27 protein-coding genes are annotated in these 22,874 nt (G+C 76.2%); 11 read left to right on the forward strand and 16 right to left on the reverse strand.

Going from position 1 to position 22,874, the window contains the following annotated elements; genetic code table 11:
* Window positions 1-106: 106 nt before the first annotated feature.
* Both NT8_RS09530 and NT8_RS09535 read left to right on the forward strand, forming a co-directional pair.
* Window positions 107-1,039 carry a DMT family transporter gene (locus NT8_RS09530; RefSeq protein ID WP_245646102.1) on the forward strand — a complete coding sequence of 311 codons (933 nt, stop codon included), beginning with the start codon at window positions 107-109 and terminating at the stop codon, window positions 1,037-1,039.
* The gene (locus tag NT8_RS09535) at window positions 1,036-2,127 is read left to right on the forward strand and encodes an NAD(P)-binding domain-containing protein (RefSeq protein WP_245646103.1); all 1,092 of its coding nucleotides are present in this window, start codon (window positions 1,036-1,038) and stop codon (window positions 2,125-2,127) included. Before NT8_RS09530 ends, NT8_RS09535 begins: the two co-directional genes overlap by 4 nt.
* Window positions 2,128-2,242: 115 nt before the next feature.
* Here NT8_RS09535 and NT8_RS09540 read toward each other — a convergent pair whose 3' ends face one another.
* The 4 genes from NT8_RS09540 to NT8_RS09555 form a co-directional block, all read right to left on the reverse strand.
* On the reverse strand, window positions 2,243-2,665 hold the full coding sequence (locus NT8_RS09540) for an organic hydroperoxide resistance protein (protein WP_067966437.1): 423 nt from the start codon (window positions 2,663-2,665) through the stop codon (window positions 2,243-2,245).
* Window positions 2,662-3,168 (reverse strand): MarR family winged helix-turn-helix transcriptional regulator, encoded by a 507-nt coding sequence (locus NT8_RS09545; protein WP_067966439.1) that lies wholly within the window; start codon window positions 3,166-3,168, stop codon window positions 2,662-2,664. Before NT8_RS09545 ends, NT8_RS09540 begins: the two co-directional genes overlap by 4 nt.
* A 451-nt stretch (window positions 3,169-3,619) precedes the next feature.
* Complete coding sequence (locus NT8_RS09550) at window positions 3,620-4,093, reverse strand: MarR family winged helix-turn-helix transcriptional regulator (protein ID WP_067966449.1); 474 nt, start codon at window positions 4,091-4,093, stop codon at window positions 3,620-3,622.
* A gap of 219 nt (window positions 4,094-4,312) precedes the next feature.
* On the reverse strand, window positions 4,313-4,711 hold the full coding sequence (locus NT8_RS09555) for a winged helix-turn-helix transcriptional regulator (protein WP_067966452.1): 399 nt from the start codon (window positions 4,709-4,711) through the stop codon (window positions 4,313-4,315).
* Between the two features lie 62 nt (window positions 4,712-4,773).
* Here NT8_RS09555 and NT8_RS09560 point away from each other — a divergent pair, with 62 nt between their 5' ends.
* Window positions 4,774-5,493 (forward strand): DsbA family oxidoreductase, encoded by a 720-nt coding sequence (locus tag NT8_RS09560; RefSeq protein WP_084468785.1) that lies wholly within the window; start codon window positions 4,774-4,776, stop codon window positions 5,491-5,493.
* Between the two features lie 133 nt (window positions 5,494-5,626).
* Here the strand turns inward: NT8_RS09560 and NT8_RS09565 are convergent, their stop codons facing one another.
* Window positions 5,627-5,971, reverse strand: coding sequence for a histone-like nucleoid-structuring protein Lsr2 (locus NT8_RS09565; protein WP_067966453.1), 345 nt, complete (start codon window positions 5,969-5,971; stop codon window positions 5,627-5,629).
* Between the two features lie 625 nt (window positions 5,972-6,596).
* Here NT8_RS09565 and rpmG point away from each other — a divergent pair.
* Together rpmG and NT8_RS09575 are read left to right on the forward strand one after the other, a co-directional pair.
* Entirely contained in the window at window positions 6,597-6,761 is a 165-nt protein-coding gene (gene rpmG / locus NT8_RS09570; RefSeq protein ID WP_067966456.1) for a 50S ribosomal protein L33, read from the forward strand.
* 26 nt (window positions 6,762-6,787) lie between these two features.
* The gene (locus NT8_RS09575; protein WP_067966459.1) at window positions 6,788-7,039 is read left to right on the forward strand and encodes a type B 50S ribosomal protein L31; all 252 of its coding nucleotides are present in this window, start codon (window positions 6,788-6,790) and stop codon (window positions 7,037-7,039) included.
* Window positions 7,040-7,396: 357 nt separating this feature from the next.
* Here NT8_RS09575 and NT8_RS09580 read toward each other — a convergent pair whose 3' ends face one another.
* Together NT8_RS09580 and NT8_RS09585 are read right to left on the reverse strand one after the other, a co-directional pair.
* Window positions 7,397-7,939 (reverse strand): MOSC domain-containing protein, encoded by a 543-nt coding sequence (locus NT8_RS09580; RefSeq protein ID WP_067966462.1) that lies wholly within the window; start codon window positions 7,937-7,939, stop codon window positions 7,397-7,399.
* Between the two features lie 67 nt (window positions 7,940-8,006).
* A complete protein-coding gene (locus NT8_RS09585) occupies window positions 8,007-10,394 on the reverse strand; it encodes a lysylphosphatidylglycerol synthase transmembrane domain-containing protein (protein ID WP_369406292.1) in 2,388 nt (795 codons plus the stop codon).
* Between the two features lie 634 nt (window positions 10,395-11,028).
* Between NT8_RS09585 and NT8_RS09590 the strand changes: the two genes are divergently transcribed.
* Window positions 11,029-11,544, forward strand: a complete 516-nt coding sequence (locus NT8_RS09590) for a hypothetical protein (RefSeq protein WP_067966465.1) — start codon at window positions 11,029-11,031, stop codon at window positions 11,542-11,544.
* Window positions 11,545-11,666: 122 nt separating this feature from the next.
* Here the strand turns inward: NT8_RS09590 and NT8_RS09595 are convergent, their stop codons facing one another.
* Window positions 11,667-11,879: a hypothetical protein gene (locus NT8_RS09595; RefSeq protein WP_067966467.1), complete on the reverse strand. Its 213-nt coding sequence runs from the start codon at window positions 11,877-11,879 to the stop codon at window positions 11,667-11,669.
* Between the two features lie 17 nt (window positions 11,880-11,896).
* On the opposite strand from NT8_RS09595, the gene NT8_RS09600 reads away from it, so the two are divergent.
* A complete protein-coding gene (locus tag NT8_RS09600) occupies window positions 11,897-12,544 on the forward strand; it encodes a hypothetical protein (RefSeq protein WP_067966470.1) in 648 nt (215 codons plus the stop codon).
* 344 nt (window positions 12,545-12,888) lie between these two features.
* On the opposite strand, the gene NT8_RS09605 is transcribed toward NT8_RS09600, so the two are convergent.
* Window positions 12,889-13,140, reverse strand: coding sequence for a hypothetical protein (locus tag NT8_RS09605; RefSeq protein WP_067966472.1), 252 nt, complete (start codon window positions 13,138-13,140; stop codon window positions 12,889-12,891).
* A 96-nt stretch (window positions 13,141-13,236) separates the two neighbouring features.
* Between NT8_RS09605 and NT8_RS09610 the strand changes: the two genes are divergently transcribed.
* Window positions 13,237-13,836, forward strand: coding sequence for a TetR/AcrR family transcriptional regulator (locus NT8_RS09610; protein WP_067966475.1), 600 nt, complete (start codon window positions 13,237-13,239; stop codon window positions 13,834-13,836).
* 422 nt (window positions 13,837-14,258) lie between these two features.
* Entirely contained in the window at window positions 14,259-15,458 is a 1,200-nt protein-coding gene (locus NT8_RS09615; RefSeq protein ID WP_067966478.1) for a sensor histidine kinase, read from the forward strand.
* 87 nt (window positions 15,459-15,545) lie between these two features.
* Here the strand turns inward: NT8_RS09615 and NT8_RS09620 are convergent, their stop codons facing one another.
* Window positions 15,546-16,007 (reverse strand): GbsR/MarR family transcriptional regulator, encoded by a 462-nt coding sequence (locus NT8_RS09620; RefSeq protein ID WP_067966481.1) that lies wholly within the window; start codon window positions 16,005-16,007, stop codon window positions 15,546-15,548.
* 47 nt (window positions 16,008-16,054) lie between these two features.
* On the opposite strand from NT8_RS09620, the gene NT8_RS09625 reads away from it, so the two are divergent.
* Together NT8_RS09625 and NT8_RS09630 are read left to right on the forward strand one after the other, a co-directional pair.
* A complete protein-coding gene (locus tag NT8_RS09625; protein WP_067966554.1) occupies window positions 16,055-17,014 on the forward strand; it encodes an ABC transporter ATP-binding protein in 960 nt (319 codons plus the stop codon).
* Window positions 17,015-17,016: 2 nt separating this feature from the next.
* A complete protein-coding gene (locus NT8_RS09630) occupies window positions 17,017-18,591 on the forward strand; it encodes a hypothetical protein (protein ID WP_067966484.1) in 1,575 nt (524 codons plus the stop codon).
* 43 nt (window positions 18,592-18,634) lie between these two features.
* Here NT8_RS09630 and NT8_RS30750 read toward each other — a convergent pair whose 3' ends face one another.
* From NT8_RS30750 to NT8_RS09660, 6 genes are all read right to left on the reverse strand, one after another.
* Window positions 18,635-19,219 carry a gas vesicle protein K gene (locus NT8_RS30750; protein WP_245646104.1) on the reverse strand — a complete coding sequence of 195 codons (585 nt, stop codon included), beginning with the start codon at window positions 19,217-19,219 and terminating at the stop codon, window positions 18,635-18,637.
* Between the two features lie 35 nt (window positions 19,220-19,254).
* The gene (locus tag NT8_RS09640) at window positions 19,255-19,614 is read right to left on the reverse strand and encodes a gas vesicle protein (protein WP_245646105.1); all 360 of its coding nucleotides are present in this window, start codon (window positions 19,612-19,614) and stop codon (window positions 19,255-19,257) included.
* Window positions 19,611-20,414, reverse strand: a complete 804-nt coding sequence (locus NT8_RS09645) for a GvpL/GvpF family gas vesicle protein (RefSeq protein WP_067966488.1) — start codon at window positions 20,412-20,414, stop codon at window positions 19,611-19,613. Before NT8_RS09645 ends, NT8_RS09640 begins: the two co-directional genes overlap by 4 nt.
* Entirely contained in the window at window positions 20,411-20,881 is a 471-nt protein-coding gene (locus tag NT8_RS09650; RefSeq protein WP_067966491.1) for a gas vesicle protein, read from the reverse strand. The genes NT8_RS09645 and NT8_RS09650 overlap by 4 nt, the downstream gene beginning before the upstream one ends.
* 84 nt (window positions 20,882-20,965) lie before the next feature.
* Window positions 20,966-22,219 carry an SRPBCC family protein gene (locus NT8_RS09655; RefSeq protein ID WP_067966494.1) on the reverse strand — a complete coding sequence of 418 codons (1,254 nt, stop codon included), beginning with the start codon at window positions 22,217-22,219 and terminating at the stop codon, window positions 20,966-20,968.
* Window positions 22,212-22,862 carry a hypothetical protein gene (locus NT8_RS09660; protein ID WP_067966497.1) on the reverse strand — a complete coding sequence of 217 codons (651 nt, stop codon included), beginning with the start codon at window positions 22,860-22,862 and terminating at the stop codon, window positions 22,212-22,214. Before NT8_RS09660 ends, NT8_RS09655 begins: the two co-directional genes overlap by 8 nt.
* Between the last annotated feature and the right edge of the window lie 12 nt (window positions 22,863-22,874).

Raw genomic sequence — 22,874 nt, forward strand, 5'->3', positions numbered from 1 at the left:
GGGAATCGGCGGGTGGGCGCGGCTGTTGCCACTTGACGCCCGCCCGCGCCCCGGGGCCTCCCCGCGCGGCGGGCCCGAGCCGATCCCAGGACCGAGGAAGTGACGAGTGGCCGAGACGCGTGCCGCGGACCGGATGTGGGCGGTGGCGGCCGCCGCCGGACTGTGGGGGACCTCCGCCCTGATGCGCGAACCCCTGTCGGCGGTGCTGCCCGCACCGACCATCGTGTTCTACGAGCACGCCGTCATCACCCTGCTGCTGCTCCCCTGGGCCGTCCCCGCCTTCCGCTCGCTGGCGGACGCCGGGCCCCGGGTGATCGCGGCGATGGCCGTCGTCGGCGGCGGCTCCTCCGCGCTGGCCACCACGCTGTTCACGCTGGCGTTCACCACGGGCGACCCGGTCACCCCGCAGGTGCTGCAGAAGCTGCAGCCGCTGTTCGCGATCGTGCTGGCCGTCGCCGTGCTCGGCGAACGGCTCACCCCCCGGTTCGCCCTGTACGCCGTCCCGGCGCTGGCCGGGGCGTGGCTCCTCGCCTTCCCCGACCCGCTGGCCGTCGACCTGGCGAGCGCCCGCGCCGCGCTGCTCGCGGTGGGCGCGGCCGCGCTGTGGGCGGCGGGGACCGTCCTCGGCCGCCTCGCCGGGACGCGGATGTCGTTCATGCACGTCACCACGGTCCGGTTCACCATCGCGCTGCCCGTCGCGCTCGGCATCACCCTGGCGACCGGGTCGACGCTGGCGATCGGGGCGGCGCAGATCCCGCTGCTCGTCACGCTGGCCCTGGTGCCGGGCCTGCTCGCGCTGTCGCTGTACTACTGGGGGCTCAGCCGGACCGCCGCCAGCCGGGCCACCCTGGCCGAACTCGCGTTCCCGCTGGTGTCGGCGCTGGTGGGCGTCGCCGTGCTCGGCGCCGAGCCGACCTGGTCGCAGTGGACCGGCGCGGCCGTTGTGCTGGTGTCGGTCACCGCGATGGCGCTGAGCCGATCGCGGACCCGGCCGGCCGGCGTGGTCGTCCCCGAACCGGCCGCGCCGGCCGTCCCGTGAGCGGGGACGCCGCCGGCGCGGTGCGCGACGTCGGCGTGGCGGTGGTCGGCGGCGGCCAGGCCGGGTTGGCGACGGCGTACTTCCTGCGGCGGCGCGGCCTGGAGCCGGACTCCGGTTTCGTCGTGCTCGACCGGGGCGCCGCCCCCGGCGGGGCGTGGCGGCACGTGTGGCGGTCGGTGCGGCTGATCTCCCCGCCCGCCTACACCCGCCTGCCCGGCCTGCCGTGGCCGCGCGATCCGGCCGAGCCGCCGGACGGCCCGGAGGTCGCCGCCTACCTCGCCGAGTACGAGCGCCGGATGGACCTGCGGGTGCGGCGCCCGGTGCTCGTCCGCCGGGTCCGCGACGACGGCCCCGGCGGCTGCCGCGACACCCCGCTGCTGGTGGAGACCGACTCCGGCACGTGGCGGGCGCGCGCCCTCGTCAACGCCACCGGCACCTGGGACCGGCCGTTCGTCCCCGCCGTGCCGGGGCGCGCCGACTTCGCCGGCCGCCAGCTGCACGCCGCCGACTACCACGCCCCCGAGGAGTTCGCCGGGCGGCGGGTGGTGGTCGTGGGCGGCGGCCACTCGGCCGTGCAGATCCTGGCCGAGCTGTCCCGGGTCGCCGAGACCGTGTGGGTGACCCGGCGGCCGCCAGAGTTCCGCCGGGGGCGGCCGACCGAGGCCGACCTGGTCGCCGTGACCGACGCGGTCGCCGAGCGGGTCGCCCAGGGGCTGCCGCTGCGCAGCGTCGTCAGCTACACCGGGCTGTCCGTCACCCCCGATGTGCGGGCGGCCGAGGAGCGGGGCGTCCTGCGCGCCCGTCCGATGTTCGCCCGCGTCACGCCGACCGGTGTGGCGTGGGACGACGGCACGTCCGCCGACGCCGACGTGCTGCTGTGGGCGACGGGGTTCCGCCCGGTGCTGGGCCACCTGGGGCCGCTGCGGCTGCGCGACCCGCTCGGCGGCGTGCGCATGGTCGGCACCCGGACGGCCGTCGACCCGCGGGTGCACCTGGTGGGGTACGGCCCGTCGGCGTCGATGATCAGCGTGCACCGGGCGGCGGCAGCGGCGGCGCGCGAGCTGTCGGCCCGCCTCGCGGCGGCCTGACGCGGGACCGCCGCGCGGCCCGCGCCGCCTCGGGACCCTCGCCTCCCGGCGGCCGGACGCACCGCCGCCCCGGACGGCCGGACCGTCCGGGGCGGCGGTGGGTACGCGCTCCGGGTCAGGAGGTGGAGGTGCTCAGCGCGACCTCGATGTTGCCGCGCGTGGCGCGGGAGTACGGGCAGAACGAGTGCGCGGCCTCGACCAGCTTGCCGGCCTCCTCCTCGGAGACACCGGGGATGTTGACGTGCAGCTCGACGGCGAGGGACATGCCGTCGTCGACCTTGCCGAGGCTGACCTTGGCGTCGACCGTGGAACCGTCGATGTTCACCTTGGCCTCGCGGGCGCTCTTCTTCAGCGCGCCGTGGAAGCAGGAGGCGTAGCCGACGGCGAAGAGCTGCTCGGGGTTGGTGCCCGGGCCGTCGTCGCCGCCGACGCCCTTGGGGACGGACAGCTCGACGTCGAGGCGGCCGTCGGAGGTGGCGCCGCGGCCCTTGCGGCCCTCGCCGGTGACGGTGGCCTCGGCGGTGTACAGGACGTTCACGATGTCTCCCTCTCGGGTCGGGTGGCCGCCGACCGGTCCGCCGCCATGCTGCTGGCGGCGGCGCCGACCGACGCGGTGATGCGGTCGAGGAGGTCGCGCAGCCCGCCGGCCTCGTCCTCGGGGATGCCCGTCGCGCACAGCACCCGGAAGGGGATCCCGGTGGCGCGGTCGCGCAGCGCGGCGCCCTCGTCGGTGAGGGCGATGCGGACCACGCGCTCGTCGTCGGTGGCGCGCTCGCGCCGCACCAGGCCGCCGGCCTCCAGCCGGCGCAGGAGCGGGGAGAGCGTGCCCGAGTCGAGCCGCAGCGCGGCGCCCAGGTCCTTGACGGGAAGGGTGCCGCGCTCCCACAGCACGAGCATGGCGAGGTACTGCGGGTAGGTGAGGCCGAGGTCGGCGAGAAGCTCGCGGTAGAGCCCGGTCATGGCGCGGGACGCGGCGTACAGCGAGAAGCAGAGCTGCTCGTCCAGGGAGAGCGGGTCGCCTCCCCGCCGTTCGGTCGCCATGCGCCACCTCCTCGATGCGATGTCAATTTAGCACAATCGAGTTGCGCACAACTGAACTCGGGTGGGCGGACGGGGGGCGGGCGGGGGTCGCACGCCCGGCCGGACGCCGAAGCCCGCCACGACGCCCCTTCCCCGCCGGCCCCTCCGCCACACCCCGGGCGGGGGGGCGCGGCCGCCTGCCGCCGGGCACGGAGGGCAGGCCGCACCCACCGATGAGCGCGGCCGGCCGACCCGCCGGACGATGAGCCGGACCGGACGGCGGACCACCCCCGGGGCCATCGGCGCCCGTAAGCCGCCGGGCCGGAACCCGAGACAGCCGGCGGCCGGAACCCGCAGCGGCGGCTCCCGCAGCGGGCGGGGGCGGGTAATGGCGGCGGCGGAGCCCGTTGCCGACGGGGCTCGGGAGCCGCATAGGCCTCGGCGGGCGGGACCCGCGACGGGCGGAGGCCGTTCAGCCGGCGGCCGGGGCCTCCGGGGCGGACGCGGCCACGGCGGCCTGGGCCGCCGACAGCTTCGTGGTGATCGCGCGGAGCGCACGCAGTTCGTCGGGGGTGAGCACCGCGCCCACGCGGCGCTGGATGGCGGCGGCGTGCTCGCGGCCCACCCGCCAGAACACCTCGCGGCCGCGGTCGGTCAGCCGAACGACGGTGCTGCGCCGGTCACCGGGGACACCGGCCCGTTCGATGAGCCCGTCGTCGGCCATGCGGTCGACCAGCCGGCTGATGCCGGGCTGGGTGAGCAGCACGTGGTCGGCCAGCTCCCCCATGCGCGTGCCCCGAGGGCACCGGGAGAGGGTGAAGAGGACGTCGTATTCACGCATGGAGACCTCCGTGTGCCGGAAGTCCTCCCGGAACAGGCGCATCAGGGTCATCTGCGCACGGGCCAGCCCCTCCCACGCCTCCTCGGCCAACGTGTCCCTGGGCATCCCTCCGCCTTCCCGGCCACCACCCCCGGCGGGTAACGGCACATTCGCCATGATGTCACCCGCCCCCCGCCTCCCCACCCGCCAACGCCCCCGGCACCGCCCGCTCCGTCGCACGCGGCCGTCGACCCGGAGGCGGTGAAGGGGTCGAGGGCCGGGCACGACGGCCGGACTCCCGGTGCCGGCCGTACGGGAGCCAGGCGCGGGGGTCAGGCGCGGGGGTCAGGCGCGGGTGGCGTCGTGGCGTTCCTGGGCGGCGGTGATGTCGGGGGAACGGGCCACGATCCAGGCGACGATGCCGCGCAGGTGCTCGGCCAGCTCGGTGCCGATGGGGGTCAGCGCGTAGGTGACCTGCGGGGGCGAGGTCGGCGCGACCTCCCGGTCCACCAGGCCGTCGCGGACGAGCAGCCGCAGGTTCTGCGACAGCATCTTCTCGCTGATGCCGCCGATGCGGTCGCGCAGCACGTGGAACCGCTGGGGGCCGTCGGCGAGCGCGCACAGCACGAGCACCCCCCACCGGCTCGCCACGTGGGTGAGGATGGAGCGGGCCGGGCAGTCGGTGTCGAATACGTCACTCCGGCGGTGCCGAGCACCGGCCGCGGCCTGGAGGCTTTCATCCATGGGCAGAGCCTACCTTGAGGTACGTACTTACTATCAGTTAGCTCACAACTTATAGTGAGCGCATGGAACCCATCACCGTGGACATCTGGTCCGACGTGGTCTGCCCCTGGTGCTACATCGGCAAGCGACGCTTCGACCTCGCCCTCGCGGACTTCCCGCACCGCGACGCCGTCCGGGTGCGCTGGCGCAGCTTCGAACTGCAGCCCGACGCACCCCGCGAACCCGACATCCCACTCACCCAGCGCATCCAGCGGGACCAGGAGGTCAGCCGTGACCGGGCCGAGCGGATCGGGGCCGACGTCACCGCGCTCGCCGCCGATATCGGCCTGACCTATCGGTTGGACCTGGCCCGCCCGGCCAACTCCTTCGACGCGCACCGCCTGCTCCACCGTGCCGACGAACTCGGTGTCGGTGAACAGGTGCGCGAGCGGGTCATGGCCGCCTACATGGGAGAGGGGGCGGTGGTCTCCGACCACGCGACGCTGACCGCGCTCGCCGCCGAGGCGGGCATGGACCCCGCCGACGCCCGCGCACTGCTCTACGGCGACGGTCACGCCGACACGGTCCGCTCCGACGAGCGGCGCGCCCGCTCGCTCGGGGTCACGGGGGTCCCCACGTTCGTGTTCAACGGCGTCCGCGGTGTCGCGGGGGCGCAGCCGCCCGACACCATCACCCGCCTGCTGCACGACGCGTGGACCGGTGCCGACGCCGGCGTCGGCTTCGCCGATGGCGGCGGCGGTGGCTGTGACGGCGACGTCTGCCGCACGCCCGGGTCCGCATGACGGCCGACCCACCGGACCCGCGCGACCGGGAACCCGGCCGGAGTGAGCGGCCGACCGCCCGGCCGTGGGCCCACGCGCAACGTGGCGACCGCCCGCCCCGGGTCCGCGCCTGCGGCGGGGTCGGCGGCGGGTCCTAGTGGTGGCTCTCGTACTCCGCGACGATGGCGGCCGGGATGCGCCCCCGGTCGCTGACGCCCCTGCCGACCGACCTCGCCCACGCCCGGATGCGCGCCGCCTTCTCGCGGTCGATGGCCGACCGGCCCTGCCCGGGGGACGGCGGACGCCGGTCGGCGCCCTCGGCGGCCGTGGCCCGGCGGGCGCCGTCGACGAAGGGCGCCAGGAACTCGCGGAGCCGCTTGGCGTTGTCGGCGCTGAGGTCGATCTCGTACGCGGTGCCGTCGAGCGCGAACGCGACGCTCTCGTCGGCCCGGCCGCCGTCGAGATCGTCGACGAGGAGGATCTGCACCTTCTGCGCCATGGGGCCACCCGTTCACGGTCGCTGTCCTCGGTGGATATCCACTGTAGGGAGTCGCGCGCCGTCCGGCAGCGGAACCGCGCATTTCCCGGCCGAGTCCGCCGGGCGCGGTTCGGGGAACCGGGAGGGCGGCCCCGGATGGGGGCCGCCGCGCCGATACGGGCGGACCGCTGGGCGAGCCTCACCCCCCACGGGCGCCGTTCCCGAAGAGCAGCGCCCGCTGGTGGTCCGGTGCGCGCCGAGGGCGCCGAGGCCGGCGAACCGCCGGTCGAGGTGGAAGGGCCACGCCCGCGCCGGCACGGGACGTCCGCCCGTCGATCCGGCATACCCGGCGCCCCGGCGCCGCCCGCGCACCGAAGGGGCGACGCCTGAACGGCGCGGGCGCGTCTCGGCTGCCGCAACGCGACCGGGGCCACGCCTTTCGGCGGCCGCCGGGTACCGAACACCGCCACCGACCCCCGGTCTCCGCCCCGGCGCATCGGCCCGCGAGGGGGTCCGGACGCGGGCGCGGGGCGGCCGTGCGGTCCTTCGCGCGGAACGGTCGTCGCCAGGGAATGAAAACGGTTATCATCGCATTGTACGGGGCGGAACGAACGCGTTCCCTCGACCACGACCCCGGAGGCGCCGCATGGCACGCAACGACCTGCGACCCGTGGTCCGGCTCCGCTCCACCGCGGACACCGGATACACCTACGTCACCCGGAAGAACCGGCGCAGCACCCCCGACCGGCTGGTGCTGCGCAAGTACGACCCCGTCGTCGGCCGCCACGTGGACTTCCGCGAGGAGCGCTGACACCCCGTCCCGCCCAGGAGGCACCCTTGCAGCAGGGCATCCACCCCGCCTACCGGCCCGTGGTCTTCCGCGACCGCGCCGGCGGGCTCGCCTTCCTCACCCGCTCCACCGCCACCGCCCCCGACGGCGCCGCCGTCATGTGGGAGGACGGCGCCACCTATCCCGTCGTCGACGTCGACGTCTCCACCGCCAGCCACCCGTTCTTCACCGGGCGCGGCCGGGTCGTCGACTCCGCCGGGCGCGTCGAGCGGTTCCGCCGCCGCTACGGCGCCGCCTGACCACGGGGCCGCCCCACCGGGCGGCCCGCAGACCACCACGGCGGCCCCGCGCGGCGCCGGTCCGGCCCACGGCCGGCACCACCGGCGTCCGCCGCGCGAGCGGTCCGCCCTCCCCGCCCGGCCACCACCGCCGGGCCGTCCCGTCCGGGTCGCCCCCTCTCACCGCGGTCCGGACGGGACCGAGCGCGCCGACGGCCGCCCTGATGGAGCGGGGCGGCCGTCGGCGCGCGGTAACGGGGCCGACGATCGGCGGAGGGTGCCTCCGGCAACGGGCGGCGGCGGGCCGCCCACGCGGTGCGGAACCGACGTGGCCGGCGGTCGGCGGCGGCTCCGGGGGCGGTTCCGCCGGGCACCGCCTCACACCGGGCGGAGCGGGGTGTGAAGCCCCTCGGGCCGTTCGATCCGGACGAGGTCGCCGGCGCGCACCACGCCGCCCGCCCGGACCACCCCCATGACACCCGCCTTGCGCACCACGGCGCCGTCGGCGTCGCGGTCGAGCACGGCGGCGAGCAGGCCGCGCGCGAACCCGTCGATCTGCAGGCAGGGGTTGCGCAGCCCCGTCACCTCCACGACCGCGGTGCCACCCAGGCGCAGCAGGGCGCCGGTCGGCAGGCCGAGCAGGTCGACCCCGCGGGTCGTGACGTTCTCCCCCAGGTCGCCCGGCCCGACCGTGAAGCCGGCGGCGGCCAGTTCATCGTGCAGTTCGGCGTGGATGAGGTGCACCTGCCGCAGGTTGGGCTGGTCGGGGTCGCGCGCCACGCGGGAGCGGTGCCGCACCGTCACCCCCAGGTGGGCGTCGCCGTCGACGCCGAGCCCGGTCAGCAGCCGTATCCCGGGTTCGACCGCCTTGCCGAAGTCGTGGGTGCCGCTCCTGGCCACCGCGGTGACGACCGCCGCCATGGACCCCGCCCTTCCTCGTACCGCCCTGCCCGTGCCCGGCCATCGTAGGCGGCGGCCCGGCGCCCGCTCAGATCGCCTTCCACCGCTGCAGCAGGTGGAAGGCGCCCCACCCGGGCAGCACCGGCAGCCAGAACGTGAACAGGCGGTAGAGCAGGACCGCGGGCAGGCCCACGGCGGCGGGGACGCCCGCCACGGCGGTCAGCCCGCCGAGGAGCGCCGCCTCCACCGCGCCGATCCCGCCGGGGGTGGGCGCGGCCGAGCCGATCGCGTTGCCGGCCAGGAAGACCACCGCCACCGCCGCCAGGCCCGCGCTGCCGCCGAACGCCTCGATGCAGAAGTACAGGCACATCACGAACCCGGCCGTCAGCAGCAGGGTGCCGCCGACGCCCATGGCGAGGCGGCGGGGGTGCTGGAGCAGGTCGAGCATCTGCGGGACCGTGCCCTGGAAGTAGGGCCGCACCCGGTCGGTCACCGCGTGCCGCAGCCGGGGGTGGAGCACGACGACCGCGATCGCCACCGAAAGCAGCGCGGTCACGGCGACGAAGGTGTTCGACGGCGAGAAGTCCGCCAGGTAGGCGGTCCCGGTCAGGTAGGCGCAGACCAGCAGCAGCGGCAGGTGCGTGATCAGGCCGACCACCTGCGACAGGCCCACCGCGGAGATCGCCACACCGGGGCTGGCGCCCATGCGCGTGACGAAGCGGGTGTTGATCGCCAGCGACCCGAGCCCGGCGGGGGCGGCGATGCGGATGTAGGAGCCGGCGTACTGCACGAGGATCGTCTTCCCCAGGTCGAGCCGGATCGGTACGAACCCCATCAGCGCCAGGGCCGCGGCCAGCATGCACACCAGCGACGCGGCGAACGCGGCCGAGGCCCAGCCCAGGTCGGCCTCCGCGATGGTGCTGAAGTCGACCCCGGTGAGCTGGTACGCCAGCGCGACCCCGACGGCGGTGGCCGCCACGACGCTGACCACCGTCCGGGGCCGCATGCGCTCCAGCCGGGCGGGGCGGGCCGGCGCCTCGGGGGCGATCTCGGTGATGCGGGAGCGCAGGCCGCCGAGGACGTCGCCGTCGTGGGCCCGCAGCCGCCGGCGCAGGCCGAACGGCATGCCGGCCTTCTGCAGGAAGGGCAGGACCCCGGCGACCGTCTCCACCCCCAGGACCCGCACAGCGGAGTCGACCGCGCGCCGCTCCCCGACGCGCAGCGCGAGGACCGCCAGGAGCGACGCCTGGTCCAGCGACGCCTTGAGCGCGACCGCGGCCACCCCGCCGCCGGACAGGCCGGCGAACGCCACCCGCCCGCACAGCCGCCAGCCGACGGTGTCGCCGTTGAGGTTGCCGTGCACGATGCGGTGGCGGTGCAGCAGGGCCAGCTCCGCCCAGACGCCGTCGAGGGCGGCGTCGGTGAGGTCGTCGTCGGCGGTGTCGTCGAGCAGGGTGAGGCGCACGTGCTCCAGGACGAGGGCGACCGTGCCGAGGCCGAGTTCGCCGATCGCCACCACGCGCGGGGCGGCCGCCCCGGCGGAGCGGGCGGCGAACGCCATCAGCGCCGCGTGCTCCAGGCGGCGGTGCAGGCCGAGCAGGATGGGCGGGGCGACCGGGTCGCGCAGCAGGAGTACGCCCAGGAGCCGCTTCCACAGGCCGCGGGTGTCGTCGGCCCGCATCAGGACGACGTCGAGGCGGCGGTCCACGGTGAGGACGGCGAAGCGCTGGTTGCCCTCGGAGTCGGTGCCGTCGGGGGTGAGGGAGAGCGGGTCGAGGCCGAACCGGCGCAGCTCGCGCACGAGCCGGTCGGTTGCGGGGACCGGGCGGGCCAACCCCACGGCGTACCCGGCGAGGGAGGCGCACGTCCAGCCGACGACCACGGTCAGCAGCAGCGACAGCGGGGTGGTCACCCCGGCGAGGACCGCCGCCGCCGACGTCAGGGCCACCCCGGCCCACATCGCGGCGCGCACGCGCGCGAGGTGGCCCAGCGGCCCGCCGAGGTAGGCGACGGCGGCGGCGAGGTAGGCGTGCAGCGGGTTGGTGAAGACGCTGTGCGCCTCGGAGGCGGCGAGCACCGCCGGGGGGCCGCCGGGGCCCGATACCGCGACCACGGCGGCGTTGACGGCCCCGGTCAGCGCGTAGGCGGCCGCCCCCGCCACCAAGGCGCGGGTGATCTGCCGGAACTCGCCGCGCAGCAGCCGTTCGACCGCCGTGACGCCGATGAGCACCATCACGGTGATGTTGGCGACGCCGGCCACGAGCACCAGCAGCGACTCGGGCAGCAGCGCGCGCAGCTCCTCCGGGGCGCCGGGCTCGGTCTCGCCGGAGGCGACCCGCACGATCAGCAGCACTCCGACGACGGCGAGCACCCCGACGACGCCGAGCAGCAGGTCGAGCGGTCGGCGCGCCGTCGGACGGATCTCCTCCAGCACGCGGTGCCCGGCGGGGGACGAACCGGATTCTCCAGATTTCACGCTCCAAGACTGCCCGAGGTCCCGCCCCGCAGACACCAGCCCCCCGAACGGCGTGTCCCCCACCCCGCCCACCTCCCCGGTGACCGCCCCGGCGACCGCGCGCTCGGCCCGGCGGTCGCCCGCACGCCGCGTCCACACCTTCGCCCGGTGGCGCCTCCTCGGGCGCAATCGGTGGCCCCCTCCGGGTCCGCCCCGGGATGAGGGAACGCACGTGGCGTCCGGGGGTCCGGAGGCGCTGAGGGGCGGTGGGTCTTCGAGGGAGACGAGGAGGCGGCGTTCTCGGTGGAGAGCGTCCCGCCGGGGGCGTCATGGCGCAGCGGCCGCAGCGGCATCACGCCACGGGCCGGTTCCGGCCACCCCACTGGAGTAGCGCTCTGCCCGGATGCCGGCGGGCGGATGCGGAGGGGATGGGATCGGGGCCGGGGCTCCCGGGATCGGAGGCCGCCGCAGGCCCGGTGTCGGGCGCGCGGGGCCCGCCGACACCTGGGCGGCGGCCACGCGAAGGCCGGCGGCGTGCGGCGACCGAGCAAGGCGGACACGGAGGGTGACCGGGATCACGGGAGCGATCGCGGTCCGTTACCGGGACGTCATAGGGCGGTGACGGGGGGCAACCTTCGGCGGGCACCGTGAGGGCATGGACGGACACACGGAGGGCTACGTGTCGGACGGTCACGAGGAGCGAGGCGGATTCTTCGGACGGGAGGTCCTGGAGATCGGGACGCTGCTGCTGGCGGCGGGGGCCGCACACCTGCTGGTGGTGGCCGTCGGCCACAACGAGGCCGGCGGTCCCGCTCTCGTGGTGGCGGGGGCGATGCTGGTCGTCGCGTCCTCGGCGCACCGGTGGTGGCGCCACCACCGCGCCGGCCGGCCGAGGCCGACGACACCGGCACCGGCCGGCGCGGCGGTCGGCACGCCGGCCGACGCGTCGGCCCACGGAACGGCCGAGCAGTCGCCCACGCCAACGGACGGGGGGCCGCCGACGCCACCGAACGGGGTGATGCCGGAGGCGGCGACCAACGGGGCCACGCCGATGCCGAGGCCGATGACCGACGGGACCACTCAGCCGCCGAGGACGACGGCCGGAGCCGAGGCTGCGGCCGCAGCGCCCAGCCCCGCCGGGAGAACCCGGGCACCGAGCCCGCAGAGGTGACCGGGAACGCGGGAGCGCCCCCTACGGCGCCGAGTCCCACCGGGCACCGGCGCACCGGCGGTGGCCGGGCCGTCCGGGGACGCCGAGACGGCCCGGCCGGCCGGAGCGGGCGCCGGGCGGGATCAGCTCTTGGACGGTCGGGCGGGTGGGGGTGCCGTCGCGGCGGACGTGCCCTCGCCGGACGCGCCTTCGGCCTCGGCGAGGCGGGCGCGGAGCCGGTCGCGGATCTCCTCCGGGGTGTAGGCGCGCCGCCGCCGTTCGGCGCGGGCGACCACCACCCCCGTCGCGACGACCCCCGCGAACCCGGCCAGACCGATTACCTTCCACCAACGCATGTGCCTAGGCTACTGGGGTGACCGAAAAGCGCATCAGCCTCGACGAGGCGCTCGACCTCACCCGGACGGGCGACATCTGGGTCTTCCGCGGCCGCTCGGTGCCGGACCGCGCCATCCAAGTGACGACGAACAGCCCGGTCAACCACGTCGGCATGTCCGTCGTCATCGAGGACCTGCCGCCCTTGATGTGGCACGCCGAACTGGGCCGCTCCCTGCGCGACATGTGGTCGGGCAACCACCACCGCGGCGTGCAGCTCCACGACCTCCGCGACGCCGTCACCGTGTGGGCGGAGCGCTACGGGCAGCGGGGGTGGCTCCGCCAGCTCGACACGGAGGTCACGCGCGAGGCCGAGGACGCGGTGCTGCGGACGATCGCGCGGCTCGACGGCACCCCGTTCCCGTCGACCGCCCAGCTCGCTGGCCGCTGGCTGCGCGGGCGGTCCCCGCTCCCCCGGCGCCGCCGCACCGGCGGCGGGCTGGAGTCGGCGTACTGCGCCGAGGTCGTAGCCCTGACCTACGAGGCGATGGGGCTGCTGCCCACCGGCCGCCGCCCCAACTGGTACGACCCGGGCCGCTTCTGGAGCGGCGACGACCTCGACCTGCTCGGCGGCGCCCGCCTCGGCGGCGAGATCGCCGTCGACGTCCCGCGCCGCCCCGCCGGGTAAGGGTCCTCAGCCGCTTCCGGATCAGCGGGCGGCCTCGCCCCTGCCGCCCCTACCGCGCCTGCTCGGCGGGCCGGCGCAGCGGGGGCCCTCAGCCGCGTTCGCCGGCCGACCCGCGAGTTCCCCCCTGGCCCGACCGGTCGGGCCGATCGGCGCCGTGAGCGTCGTTCGGGCCCCCGCTGCGCGAAGCCGCGGAGTCCGCACAGCAGGGGCGTGGCCGCGAACCCGGATCGATCTCGGAACACGACCTGGCCCCGGGGCCCGGACGCCGCCGGCGCGCCGACCGCCCACGCCGCGCGGTCGGTCGGCGTATCGCGCCCGGGCCGCGAGCCTCCGCGTCCTCGCCCTCAGACCCGTGCTCCGCGCCGGTTCGCCCGGCTCCGGGCGGCCGCCCAGGCCAGGAGCACCGCTCCGGCCGCGCCGACGACGAGGTCGGTCCAGATCGGCAGCCCCGCCGCGCGCAGCAGCCCGGCCACGCCGAAGCTCGTGTCCGCCAGCGCCTCCGTGGCGTACGACCCGAAGCCCTGGACGGCCAGCACCGCCCCGAGCACCCACCGCGCCCCCTGCCAGCCGTCGCCGCCCCCGCTGTTCCGCGTCACCGGTCCACCTCCGTGTCCACTGCACCGACCGTTTCGATGCGCTTGCATCGGATCGTAGCAACGTTTCGATGCAAGCGCATCGGATAAGCTCTGGGCATGCCTCGACAGGTGGACCACGAAGGCCGGCGGCTCCGGATCGCGCGCGCGGTCTTCGACCTCGTCGCCGAGCGCGGTCTGGAGGGTGCGACCCTGCGCGACGCGGCGGCCCGCGCGGGTGTCTCCATGGGCGCCGTCCAGCGGTGCTTCTCCACCAAGGAGGAGATGATGGCCTTCGTCCTGGAGCACATGAACCAGCGCGTCACCGACCGGATCGAGGAGGGGATCGCCGCCTCCGCCGACCCCGGTTCGGCCATGACGATGCTGGAGCACACCCTCGCGGGCATCGTCCCGCTCGACGGCCCCAGCACGGCCGAGGCGCGGGTCTGGCTCGCGTTCGCCGCCCAGGCCGCCGTCGACCCGAGGTCGGCCGGGCTCCAGCGCCGCCAGTACGACCGGTTGGCCGAACTCGTCGCCCTGCTCGTGCGCACGGCCCGCGACTCCGGCGACGTGCGGAGCGACGTCGACCCCGAGCGCGAGGCGGACGCGCTGATCGCCCTCACGGACGGGTTGAACGTGCAGCTGCTCTTCGGCCGGTTCACCCCCGAGGCGGCGCGCGAGGCGCTCCGCCACCGGCTCCACGCGCTCCGCGCCGACTGAGCCGCCCCGGCGCGGCGGCCCGCCGCGCGCCGTGGTCCACGGCGATCGCACCGGTCAGGCTCGTCCCGGGCCGGGCGGTGCGGAGTCCGGCCGTCCGCCCCGTGCCTCCGCCAGCGAGGCCGCCCCACCGGTGGTGCCGTCATGGGGCGTCCGAGCGGTGGTGAGGGCGTCGATCGGTGGGGGCGCGTCCCTTCCGGCGGTGGCGGTGGCGGGACCGGTCGGCCCGGACGGCCGCCGAGGCCTCGAAGCCGTCCGGGCCTCTCCGAGAGCGGCGGCTGCTGGGGACATCGGGCCGGTCGCCGCCGACGCGCGCTCGGCCTCAGGGCGATGGTGGTGTGTACCGCAGTGTGTCCGCTCTCCGCTGCGCGTAACCTCACGGGGTCGGCACGGGGCCGGACGGACGCGGGACGGGAGCGGGGCGCATGCGAGCGGGGACGTCGGGGCGGAGCGGAGCGATCGGGCCCGTCGCGCGGGTCGCGCGGGCGGTGGTCGGCGCGGTGCTGGGCGCGGTGACGGCGCTGCCCGCGGCGGCCCTGGTCGCGGCGTGCGCGGCCGCGCTGGTGGCGGCCCCGCTGCTGGTGCTGCGCCCGGTGCGGCGGGCGGCGGGGCGCGCCGCCGGGGGCGCGGCGCTGCGTCTCGCGGCCGTGGAGCGCGCCCGCATGGCGGCCTGCTACGGGGTGGAGACCGCGACCCGGTCGACGCCGCTGCGCGCGTTCGGCTACGTCGCCGCCCGCGCGCCGGTGGGCCTGCTGGGCGCGATGGTGCTGGCGGTGCCGCTGGTCGGCGGGTACCTGGCCGTGTCGCCGCTGGAGGCGCTGGACGGCAACGACGTGGCGATCGTCCCCGTCGGCCTGATGCTCGTCTACGTCGGGGTGCAGGGCACGGTCGGGCTGGTGGGCGTGGAGCGGGCGCTGGCCCGCTGGGTGCTGGGACCGAGCCGGCAGGACCTGCTGGAGCAGCGGGTCGCCGAACTGACCGAGAGCCGCGCCGGCGTGGTCGAGGCGGTCGACGAGGAGCGGCGCCGCATCGAACGCGATCTGCACGACGGGGTCCAGCAGCGCCTGGTGGCGCTGGCCATGCTGCTGGGCCGGGCGCGGCGCGGCTCCGACCCCGAGCGCAGCGCCCGGCTGCTGCGCGACGCCCACGACGAGTCGCGGCTGGCGCTGGACGAGCTGCGCGAGGTGGCGTGGCGCGTCTACCCCGCGACCCTGGACGAGTTGGGCCTGCGGGCCGCCCTGGCCGGGCTCGCCGAACGGTGCCCGGTACCGGTGGCGGTCGAATACGGGTTGTCGCGGCGGCCCGGCCGCAGCACGGAGACGGCGGTCTACTTCGCCGTGCGCGAGGCCGTGACCAACGCGGTGAAGCACTCCGGCGCCGAGCGCATCACGGTCGACCTGGCGGAGTCCCCGGACGGGCTCACCGTCCAGGTGACCGACGACGGCGCGGGCGGCGCCGATCCGGCCGGGACCGGCCTGTCGGGCATCGCGCGCCGCGTCGCCGCCCTCGACGGCGTCCTCTCCGTCACGAGCCCTCCGGGCGGCCCGACCGCGATCACGGTCACCCTGCCCGCCACCCGGCCCCGGGCGGCGGAGAGCGACACGCGGCGGCCGCTCCCCCACTGAGGGAGGCGCCGACGGAAGACCCCCGGTGAGGGGAGGCGACCAGCATCCCGCCCTCCGGCCGTCCCCGGGGGCCACGGTTCTTGGTGGTCACCGCCCCTGGGACTCGTGCCACCTCTCCATGAGGCGCGGGAGTTCGGCGCGGAGGAAGGCGAAGAAGCGGCGGGTCTCGTCGAAACGCGCGCCGGCCTCGGTGTCCGGGCCGAGGAGCCGGGCGCCCTCCTCCGACGCCTCCTGCCAGCGGGCGAGGTTGGCGTCGTTGCCGGTGACGGCCCGGAACCAGACGTCCTCGCGCACCCGGTAGTGGTCGCGCCGCTCGCCGGGCTCGCGCTCGCGGACCACCAGGCCGGACTGGAGGAGCGCCTTGACCCCGCCGGAGATCGCCGGCGCGCCGACGTGGAGCAGTTCGGACAGCTCCGCCGCGGTGCGGCGGCCGTCCTCCGACGCCATGAGGCAGGAGAACACGCGCGACATCATGCGCGGCCACCCCGACTGGGTGAGCGCCTCGGCGTACCGCTCGATGAAGGCGGCGATCTCCTCGTCCGTCGACATGATTTCCAACTTTCACGAAATTCATGAACTAGGTGTACGTTGTGCCGGTGAGCAACGTTATCTCGATATCGGGACTCCGGAAGTCCTTCGGGCGCACGCAGGCCCTCGACGGGCTGGACCTGCGGGTCCGCCGCGGCGAGGTGCACGGCTTCCTCGGGCCCAATGGGGCGGGCAAGTCGACCACGATCCGGGTCCTCCTCGGACTGCTGAAGGCCGACGGCGGCCGCGCCGACGTCCTCGGGTACGACCCCTGGCACCGCGCCGCCGAGCTGCACCGGCACCTGGCCTACGTGCCCGGCGACGTCGCGCTGTGGCCGAACCTGACCGGCGGCGAGATCATCGACGTCCTCGGCCGCTTCCGGGGCGGGTTCGACCCCCGCCGCCGCGACGCGCTGATCGAGCGGTTCGAACTGGACCCGCGCAAGAAGGCCCGCACCTACTCCAAGGGCAACCGGCAGAAGGTCGGCCTGATCGCCGCCCTGGCGGCCGACGCCGAACTCCTCATCCTGGACGAGCCGACGTCGGGCCTGGACCCGCTGATGGAGGCCGTGTTCAAGGAGTCGGTCGCCGAGGCCCGCCGGGAGGGGCGGTCGGTGCTGCTGTCCAGCCACGTGCTGTCCGAGGTCGAGGAGCTGTGCGACCGGGTCAGCATCATCCGCTCCGGGCGGATCGTCGAGTCCGGCACCCTCGCCGAACTGCGGCACCTGACGGCGACCTCCGTCACGGCGACCCTCGCGACGGTCCCCCCGGACCTCGCCGGCCTCCCGGGCGTCTCCTCGGTCGAGGTCGACGGGCACCGGGTCCGCCTCCGGGTCGACGCGTTCGACGCCGTCCTCGGCGCGCTCGAACGCGCCGGCGTCCGATCGCTGACCGTCGCGCCGCCCACCCTGGAGGAGCTGTTCCTGCGCTTCTACGGCGCGCACCCCGAGGACGCCGGCGCCCCCGCGCCGGCCCCCGAGGGCCCGGACGCCCCCGGGACCCCCGCTCCGACCCGGAACGGACGCTGACCATGGACGCCCTCACCGGCCTCGGGCCGTTCCTGCGCCTCGTCCTGCGCCGCGACCGCGTCCGCCTCACCCTCTGGTTCGGGCTGGCCGCGCTCCTCATCATCGGCATCGCCGCGTCGATCGGCGCGGTCGTCCCCACGGACGAGGCGCGGGCCGCGTACGCCGAGGAGACCAACCGCTCCCCGGCCGAGGTCTTCATGATCGGACGCATCAACAGCGCCACCGTGGCGGGGATCGCGGTGTGGCGGGTGCAGGGGCTGGCCGCGCTGCTGCTCGGGCTCGCGGGCGCCTTCACCGTGATCCGGCACACCAGGACCGCCGTGGAGGACGGCTACCGCGAACTCCTGGGGGCCGCGGCCCTGGGCCGCCTCACCCCCCTCGCCGCGTCCGTGGCCACCGCGCTCGGCGCCACCCTCGCCACGACGGCCGCCGTCACCGCCGGGTACGCGGCGCTGGGCTTCCCGGCCACGGGGTCGGTGCTCGCCGGAGCGCAGTTCTTCGCCGCCGGCGCCTTCATGACCGGCGTGGGCGCCGTCGCCGCGATGGCCGCGGCGACCTCGCGCGGCGCGGTGGGCCTGGCCGTCGGCGTCCTGGCGGTCCTGTACGCCGTGCGCGGGACGGCGGACGCGGCGGGCCTGCCGGCGCTGCACCGCGCCTCCCCCTACGGCTGGCTGCGGTCCGTCCAGCCCTTCGCCGCCGACGACGGCCGGCCGGTGCTCCTCGTCCTCGCGCTCACCGCCGCCCTCCTGGGCGCCGCCGCGCTGCTGGGGACGCGCGACGTGGGCGGCGGCCTGCTCCCCGAGCGCGACGGCCGGCCCGGCGCGGGCCGGTGGCCGCGCGGACCGGTCGGCCTGGCGTTCCGGTTGAACGCGGGCACGCTGGCCGCCTGGGTGGCCGCGATGGGGGTCTTCGGGGCGCTGGTCGCGGCGGTCGCCGGCAGCGCCGCCCGGCAGCTCGCCGGCGGCGGCGCGCTCAGCGGGCTGGTGTCCGGACCCGACCCGGAGCCGGCGTTCATCGCCTTCGTCGCCTACGTCTTCGCGCAGGTCACCACGGTCTACGGCATCCACACGGTCGTCGGGCTGCGGGGCGACGAGACCGGGGGCCGGGCCGAGAACGTGCTCGCCGCGCCGGTCTCCCGGCTCCGCTGGGCCGGCGGCGCGCTGGTGGTGGCCCTCACCGGCACCGCGCTCATCCAACTCGCCTTCGGGGCCGGGCTCGGCGTGGTCCGCGCCGCGGCGACGGGTGAGGCCGGGCAGCTCGCGGCCATGGCGGCCGCCGCCCTCGTCCGGCTGCCGGCGGTCTGGCTGCTCGTCGCGGTCGCCGCCCTGCTCTACGGCGCGGTCCCGCGGATCGCCGGCGCGGCCGCCTTCACCGTCCTCGGCTTCCTGTTCCTGCTCGAACTCCTGGTGGAACTGGGGTTCGTCGGCAGCGGGGTGCTCGCGCTCTCGCCCTACGCCCGGGTGCCCCAGCTCCCGGTCGGCCCGGCCGACCCGGTCCCCGGACTCGTGCTCACCGGGATCGCCGCGGCGCTGATCGCGGCGGGGGCGCTGCTGCTCCGCCGCCGCGACCTGCGCTGAGCCGCGCCGCCGCCCGGACGGCGTCCGGGCGGCGGCGCGCCGGTCAGTCGCCGGAGGCGGGCAGGAGGGAGCCGAGGGGGCCGAGGTCGAGGTTGAGGTCGGCGGCCGACAGGCCGTAGCGCTCGCGCAGCTCGGTCATGCGCTCCTCCAGCAGCATCAGCGTCATGCCGATGCGCTCCTCCTGGTCCTCGCTGAGGTCGCCCTGGTCGACGCGGCGCAGGGCCTGGCGCTCCATGAGCTGGCGGACCAGCTCGACCACGGTGAGGATGAGCTTGATCAGGTCCCGCTCGACCGTGTCGGGCTCGGTGGCGATGCGTCGCCGCAGCGACGCGGCGCCGCCCTCCTCCTCGGACGGCGCGGGGGCGGCGCCCTCCGCCGTACGGTCGAGGGCGCTCTGGAGTTCGCCGAGGATGTCGCGTTCGACCCGCCCCTCGACCCGGTACGGTCCGTCGCCGGGGTCGTGGACGGTGACGCGGGCCCCGCCCCGGCCCGCCTCCGCACGGGCCGCCGCCTCCTCCTCACGGCGCGCCGCCTCCTGTGGGCCGTGGACGGTGCCGGTGACAACGGGCGCCGGCCCGCCGGTGCCGCCGCGGTCGTCGGCGGCCCCCCTCGTCGGCTCGTCGGGCATCGCGTCGCTCCTTCCGTGCTGCGGGGCCGGCCGGCTCAGGTGCGGATCCAGCCGGCCAGCGGGTGCCCGTGCTCCCACGGGGAGGGCACCTTCTCGTTGACCGACGACACCAGGGCGCGCAGCGACACGCGCACCAGGTCGACGTCGGCGATGGAGATGGTCAGGTCGCCGCTGACCACGACGCCCTTGGCGAGGACCCGGTCGAGCAGGTCCACCAGGGAGATGTCGCGGTTGGCCAGCGGGTGGTCCTCGTCCAGCATCCGGGCCAGCGAGTGGCTGCCCTCGGGGAACCCGGTGAAGCCCCCCTCGGGCTCGGGGAACCCCGACCCCTCACCGCCGCGCACCGGCGCGCGGGCCGGTGCCGGGCCCCGGCCGTCCGGGTCCTGCGGGCTCACGCGGGCACCTCCCCGGCGTCGATGGACGCGAACGAGTAGGGCGCCCACGGCCCCGACACCTCGACCCGGGTGCCCTCGGGGGCATCGGCGCGCAACCGCTCGGCGGCGCGCAGGAAGCTGTCGGCGTGCTCGGCGGGCACCAGGTAGGCGGCGTTGAGCACGTTCTCCCCGGCGGCCCCCGACAGCGAGGCGTCCTGCGGCCGGTGCTGCTCGCGGGCGTCGGCGAACTCGCACAGGGCCGCGTCGACCCGGTCGCACAGGTCGGCGGCGGTGCGCCAGGTGTCGTCGCGGCGGTCGCGCTGCTCGCGGCGGCGGCGCAGGTACGCCTTGCCGGGGCTCTCCCCGGGGGCGGCCGGTGCGGCGGGGGCATCGGCGGGCGCCGTGCCGCGGGTGGAGGGGTCGGCGTAAACCTTGACGCCGAACTCCAGCCGGCCGGTCAGCCGGCGCAGGGCCGCGTCGAAGGTGTCGTGCCCCTCGCGCAGGACCTCGCGGACGCGGTCGTCGCCGTGGTAGACGGTGGCCAGCCGCAGCGGGGCGACGACGGCGTGCTGGGCGACCGCGTCGATCACCGCGTTGTGCGCGCGGGCGACGCCCTCCAGCCAGCGCAGGTCCTCCAGGTTGGCCTTCAGGGCCTCCTCGTCGAACTCGTGCAGCGGGACGGTGCTCACCACGGCGGCGAGGTCGGCCACCACCACCGTGTGCACCGGGTACCCGCCGACCCCCTCCAGCCCGGCCAGGGGCGCGGGGTCGAAGGGGCGCGCCACCGCGTAGACGTAGCCGGCGCGCGGCTCCTCACTCATCGGTCCTCCCGTCCGTCGCCGTCGCGGCCGTCGCCGCCGTCCTCGTCGCCGTCCCGGCGGGCCGGGGCGCGCTCGCCGCCGCCCGCCGCCGCGTCGGCGACCGGGTCGGCGGCGCCGGTGCCCTGCTCCAGCGCGGCGTGCTCCTCCAGGGCGGCGATGCGCTCGCGCAGCTGCCGGTTCTCCTCGGCCAGCTCCTCGTCGCCGCGGGCCATGGCCGAGGACGACAGGGCGGGGTCGTGCTCCCACCAGTCGATGCCCATCTCCTTGGCCTTGTCGACGGAGGCGACGAGCAGCCGCAGCTTGATGGTCAGCAGCTCGATGTCGAGGAGGTTGATCTTGATGTCCCCGGCGATGACGACGCCCTTGTCGAGCACGCGCTCCAGCACGTCGGCCAGGTTGGCCGAGGACGATCCGCCCGACGAGCGCACCTGCCGGGGCTCCCCCCGCCATGGTGTCGGTTCGGTCATGTCCGCCTCCTCCTCATGTCCGGCGCCGTGCCCGGGGCCGGGCGGCCCGCCGCGCGGTGCGCGCGGCGGGCCGCGGCGCGCGGGTCAACGGCGCTGCTCCGCGGGTTCGTCCTCGACGGGCTCGTCGTCGTACTCCTCGTCCTCGACGTCGTCCTCGTCGGGCTCCTCCTCGACGGCCTCGTCGTCGACGGCCTCGTCCTCCGGCTCGTCGTCCACGAACTCGTCGGCGTCCTCGACGTCCTCAAGGTCCTCGTCGTCCTCGTCGGCGGGCGGCTCGTCCCGGTCGACGTCCTCCTCCTCGTCCACCGGCCCGCCCTCGGCGTCCGCGTCCTCGTCGGCCGCGTCGACCTCGTCGGCCTCGTCGGCCTCGCCGGTCTCGTCGGCGTCGGCGAGTCCGGCCAGTTCGGCGCGCTCGTCGTCGTCCAGTGCGGCGAGTTCGGCGCGCTCGTCCTCGGCCAACTCCTCCAGCTCGGCCCACTGCTCGTCGGTGAGGCCGGCCTCCTCCAGCGCCAGGGCGTCGTCGTGGCTCAGGACGACGCCGCCCTCGCGGATCTCGCCGCGCCAGCCGTCCAGCTCGGCCGCGTCGGCCCGGGCCATCATCATGACCTGGCGGCGGTAGTGCTTGAGGTCGAGGCGGAGGCGGCGGCCCTGGGCGCGCCAGATGTTGCCGGTCCGCTCGAACAGCCCCTTGGGGTAGTACTCCACGACCAGCAGCACGCGGGTCAGGTTCTCACCCAGCGGGTGGAAGGTGACGACGCCCTTCATGGTGCCCTTGGCGGCCTCGGTGGTCCAGGCGATGCGCTCGTCCTGCACCTGCTCGGTGACGCTCGCCTTCCAGCTCCGCGTCGACCACCACACCTTGGCCCGCCAGTTCGACCCGGTGTCGTCGGTCTTCTCGACGCTCTGCACGCCCTTGGTGAAGCTGCCGAAGTCGGGGAAGCGGGTCCACTGGTTGTAGGCGACGCGCACGGGGACGCCGACGTCGATGTCCTCCACGATGTTGATGGCCTTGGGCCCGCTGCCGCCGCTGCCGCCGGACAGCCGGCCGAAGAGGCCCTTCGCCTTGTGCTTGACGCCGGACAGCCCGGCCGAGGCGACCGCCCCGGCGGGGTTCTTGCCCTGGGCGATCTTCTTGCCGCTCTCCAGCAGCACACCGCCGTGCCCGCCGCCCGCCATGCGCTCGACCGCGCCGCCGAGCCTCCCGGCGGCGCCGGTGACGAGGCTGCCGGCCTTGGCGGACAGGTAGCCCCCGACGGCGTCGGCGAGCCGGGACGTGCCCTCGTTGCGGTCGGCCGCCTCGCGCAGCCGCGCGAGGGGGCCGGCGGAGGAGTCAGCCACGGTCGCCCTCCCCGTCGGTGGAGCGCGTGCGGCGGCGGGCCGGCTTGGCGGCGGACGACGACGCGGCCCGGCCCTTCTTCGCGGCGCTCTTCGTCGTGCTCTTGGCGGCGCTCGCGGTGCCGCGCCGCGTCCGCTGGTTGGTGCGGGAGGCCTTAGCCCCGTCGGCGCCGTCGTCGGCGCCGCGCGCCTCGTCGCGCTCCGCGCCGTCGCGGTCGTCGGCGTCGTGGTCGTCGTCCGCGTCCTCGTCGTCGCCGCCGCGCGTGCCGGCGGCGGTGCCGACCGCGCCGGTGGCGGCGCCGGCGGCCGAGGAGGCCGCCCCGGTGGCTCCACTGCGCAGGCGCTCGGTGCGGTCGTTGAGGGAGTCGGCGAGGTTGCCCGCCCACGTGGTGACGAGCTTGCCCGCGGCGTCCTTGCCCGCGCCGAGCAGCTGCTCGCGGGTCTGGTCCTTCAGCTCGCCGACGACGGGAAGGCTCGACAGCTCCTTGGTCAGGCCCTTCACCAGCATCTGCGGGCTGATGTCCAGTTTCTTTGCGCCAAGGTAGAGGCCGAGCCCGATGGCGAGCTTCAACTTCTTCCGTCTACCGAGGATGTAGCCGCCGATGGCGGCCGCCCCGATCTTCACTGCTGTTCCGGTGTTGCCCATCGGGTGGTCCTT

The organism is Nocardiopsis trehalosi NBRC 14201, assembly GCF_001552555.1.
Lineage (GTDB): Bacteria > Actinomycetota > Actinomycetes > Streptosporangiales > Streptosporangiaceae > Nocardiopsis_B > Nocardiopsis_B trehalosi.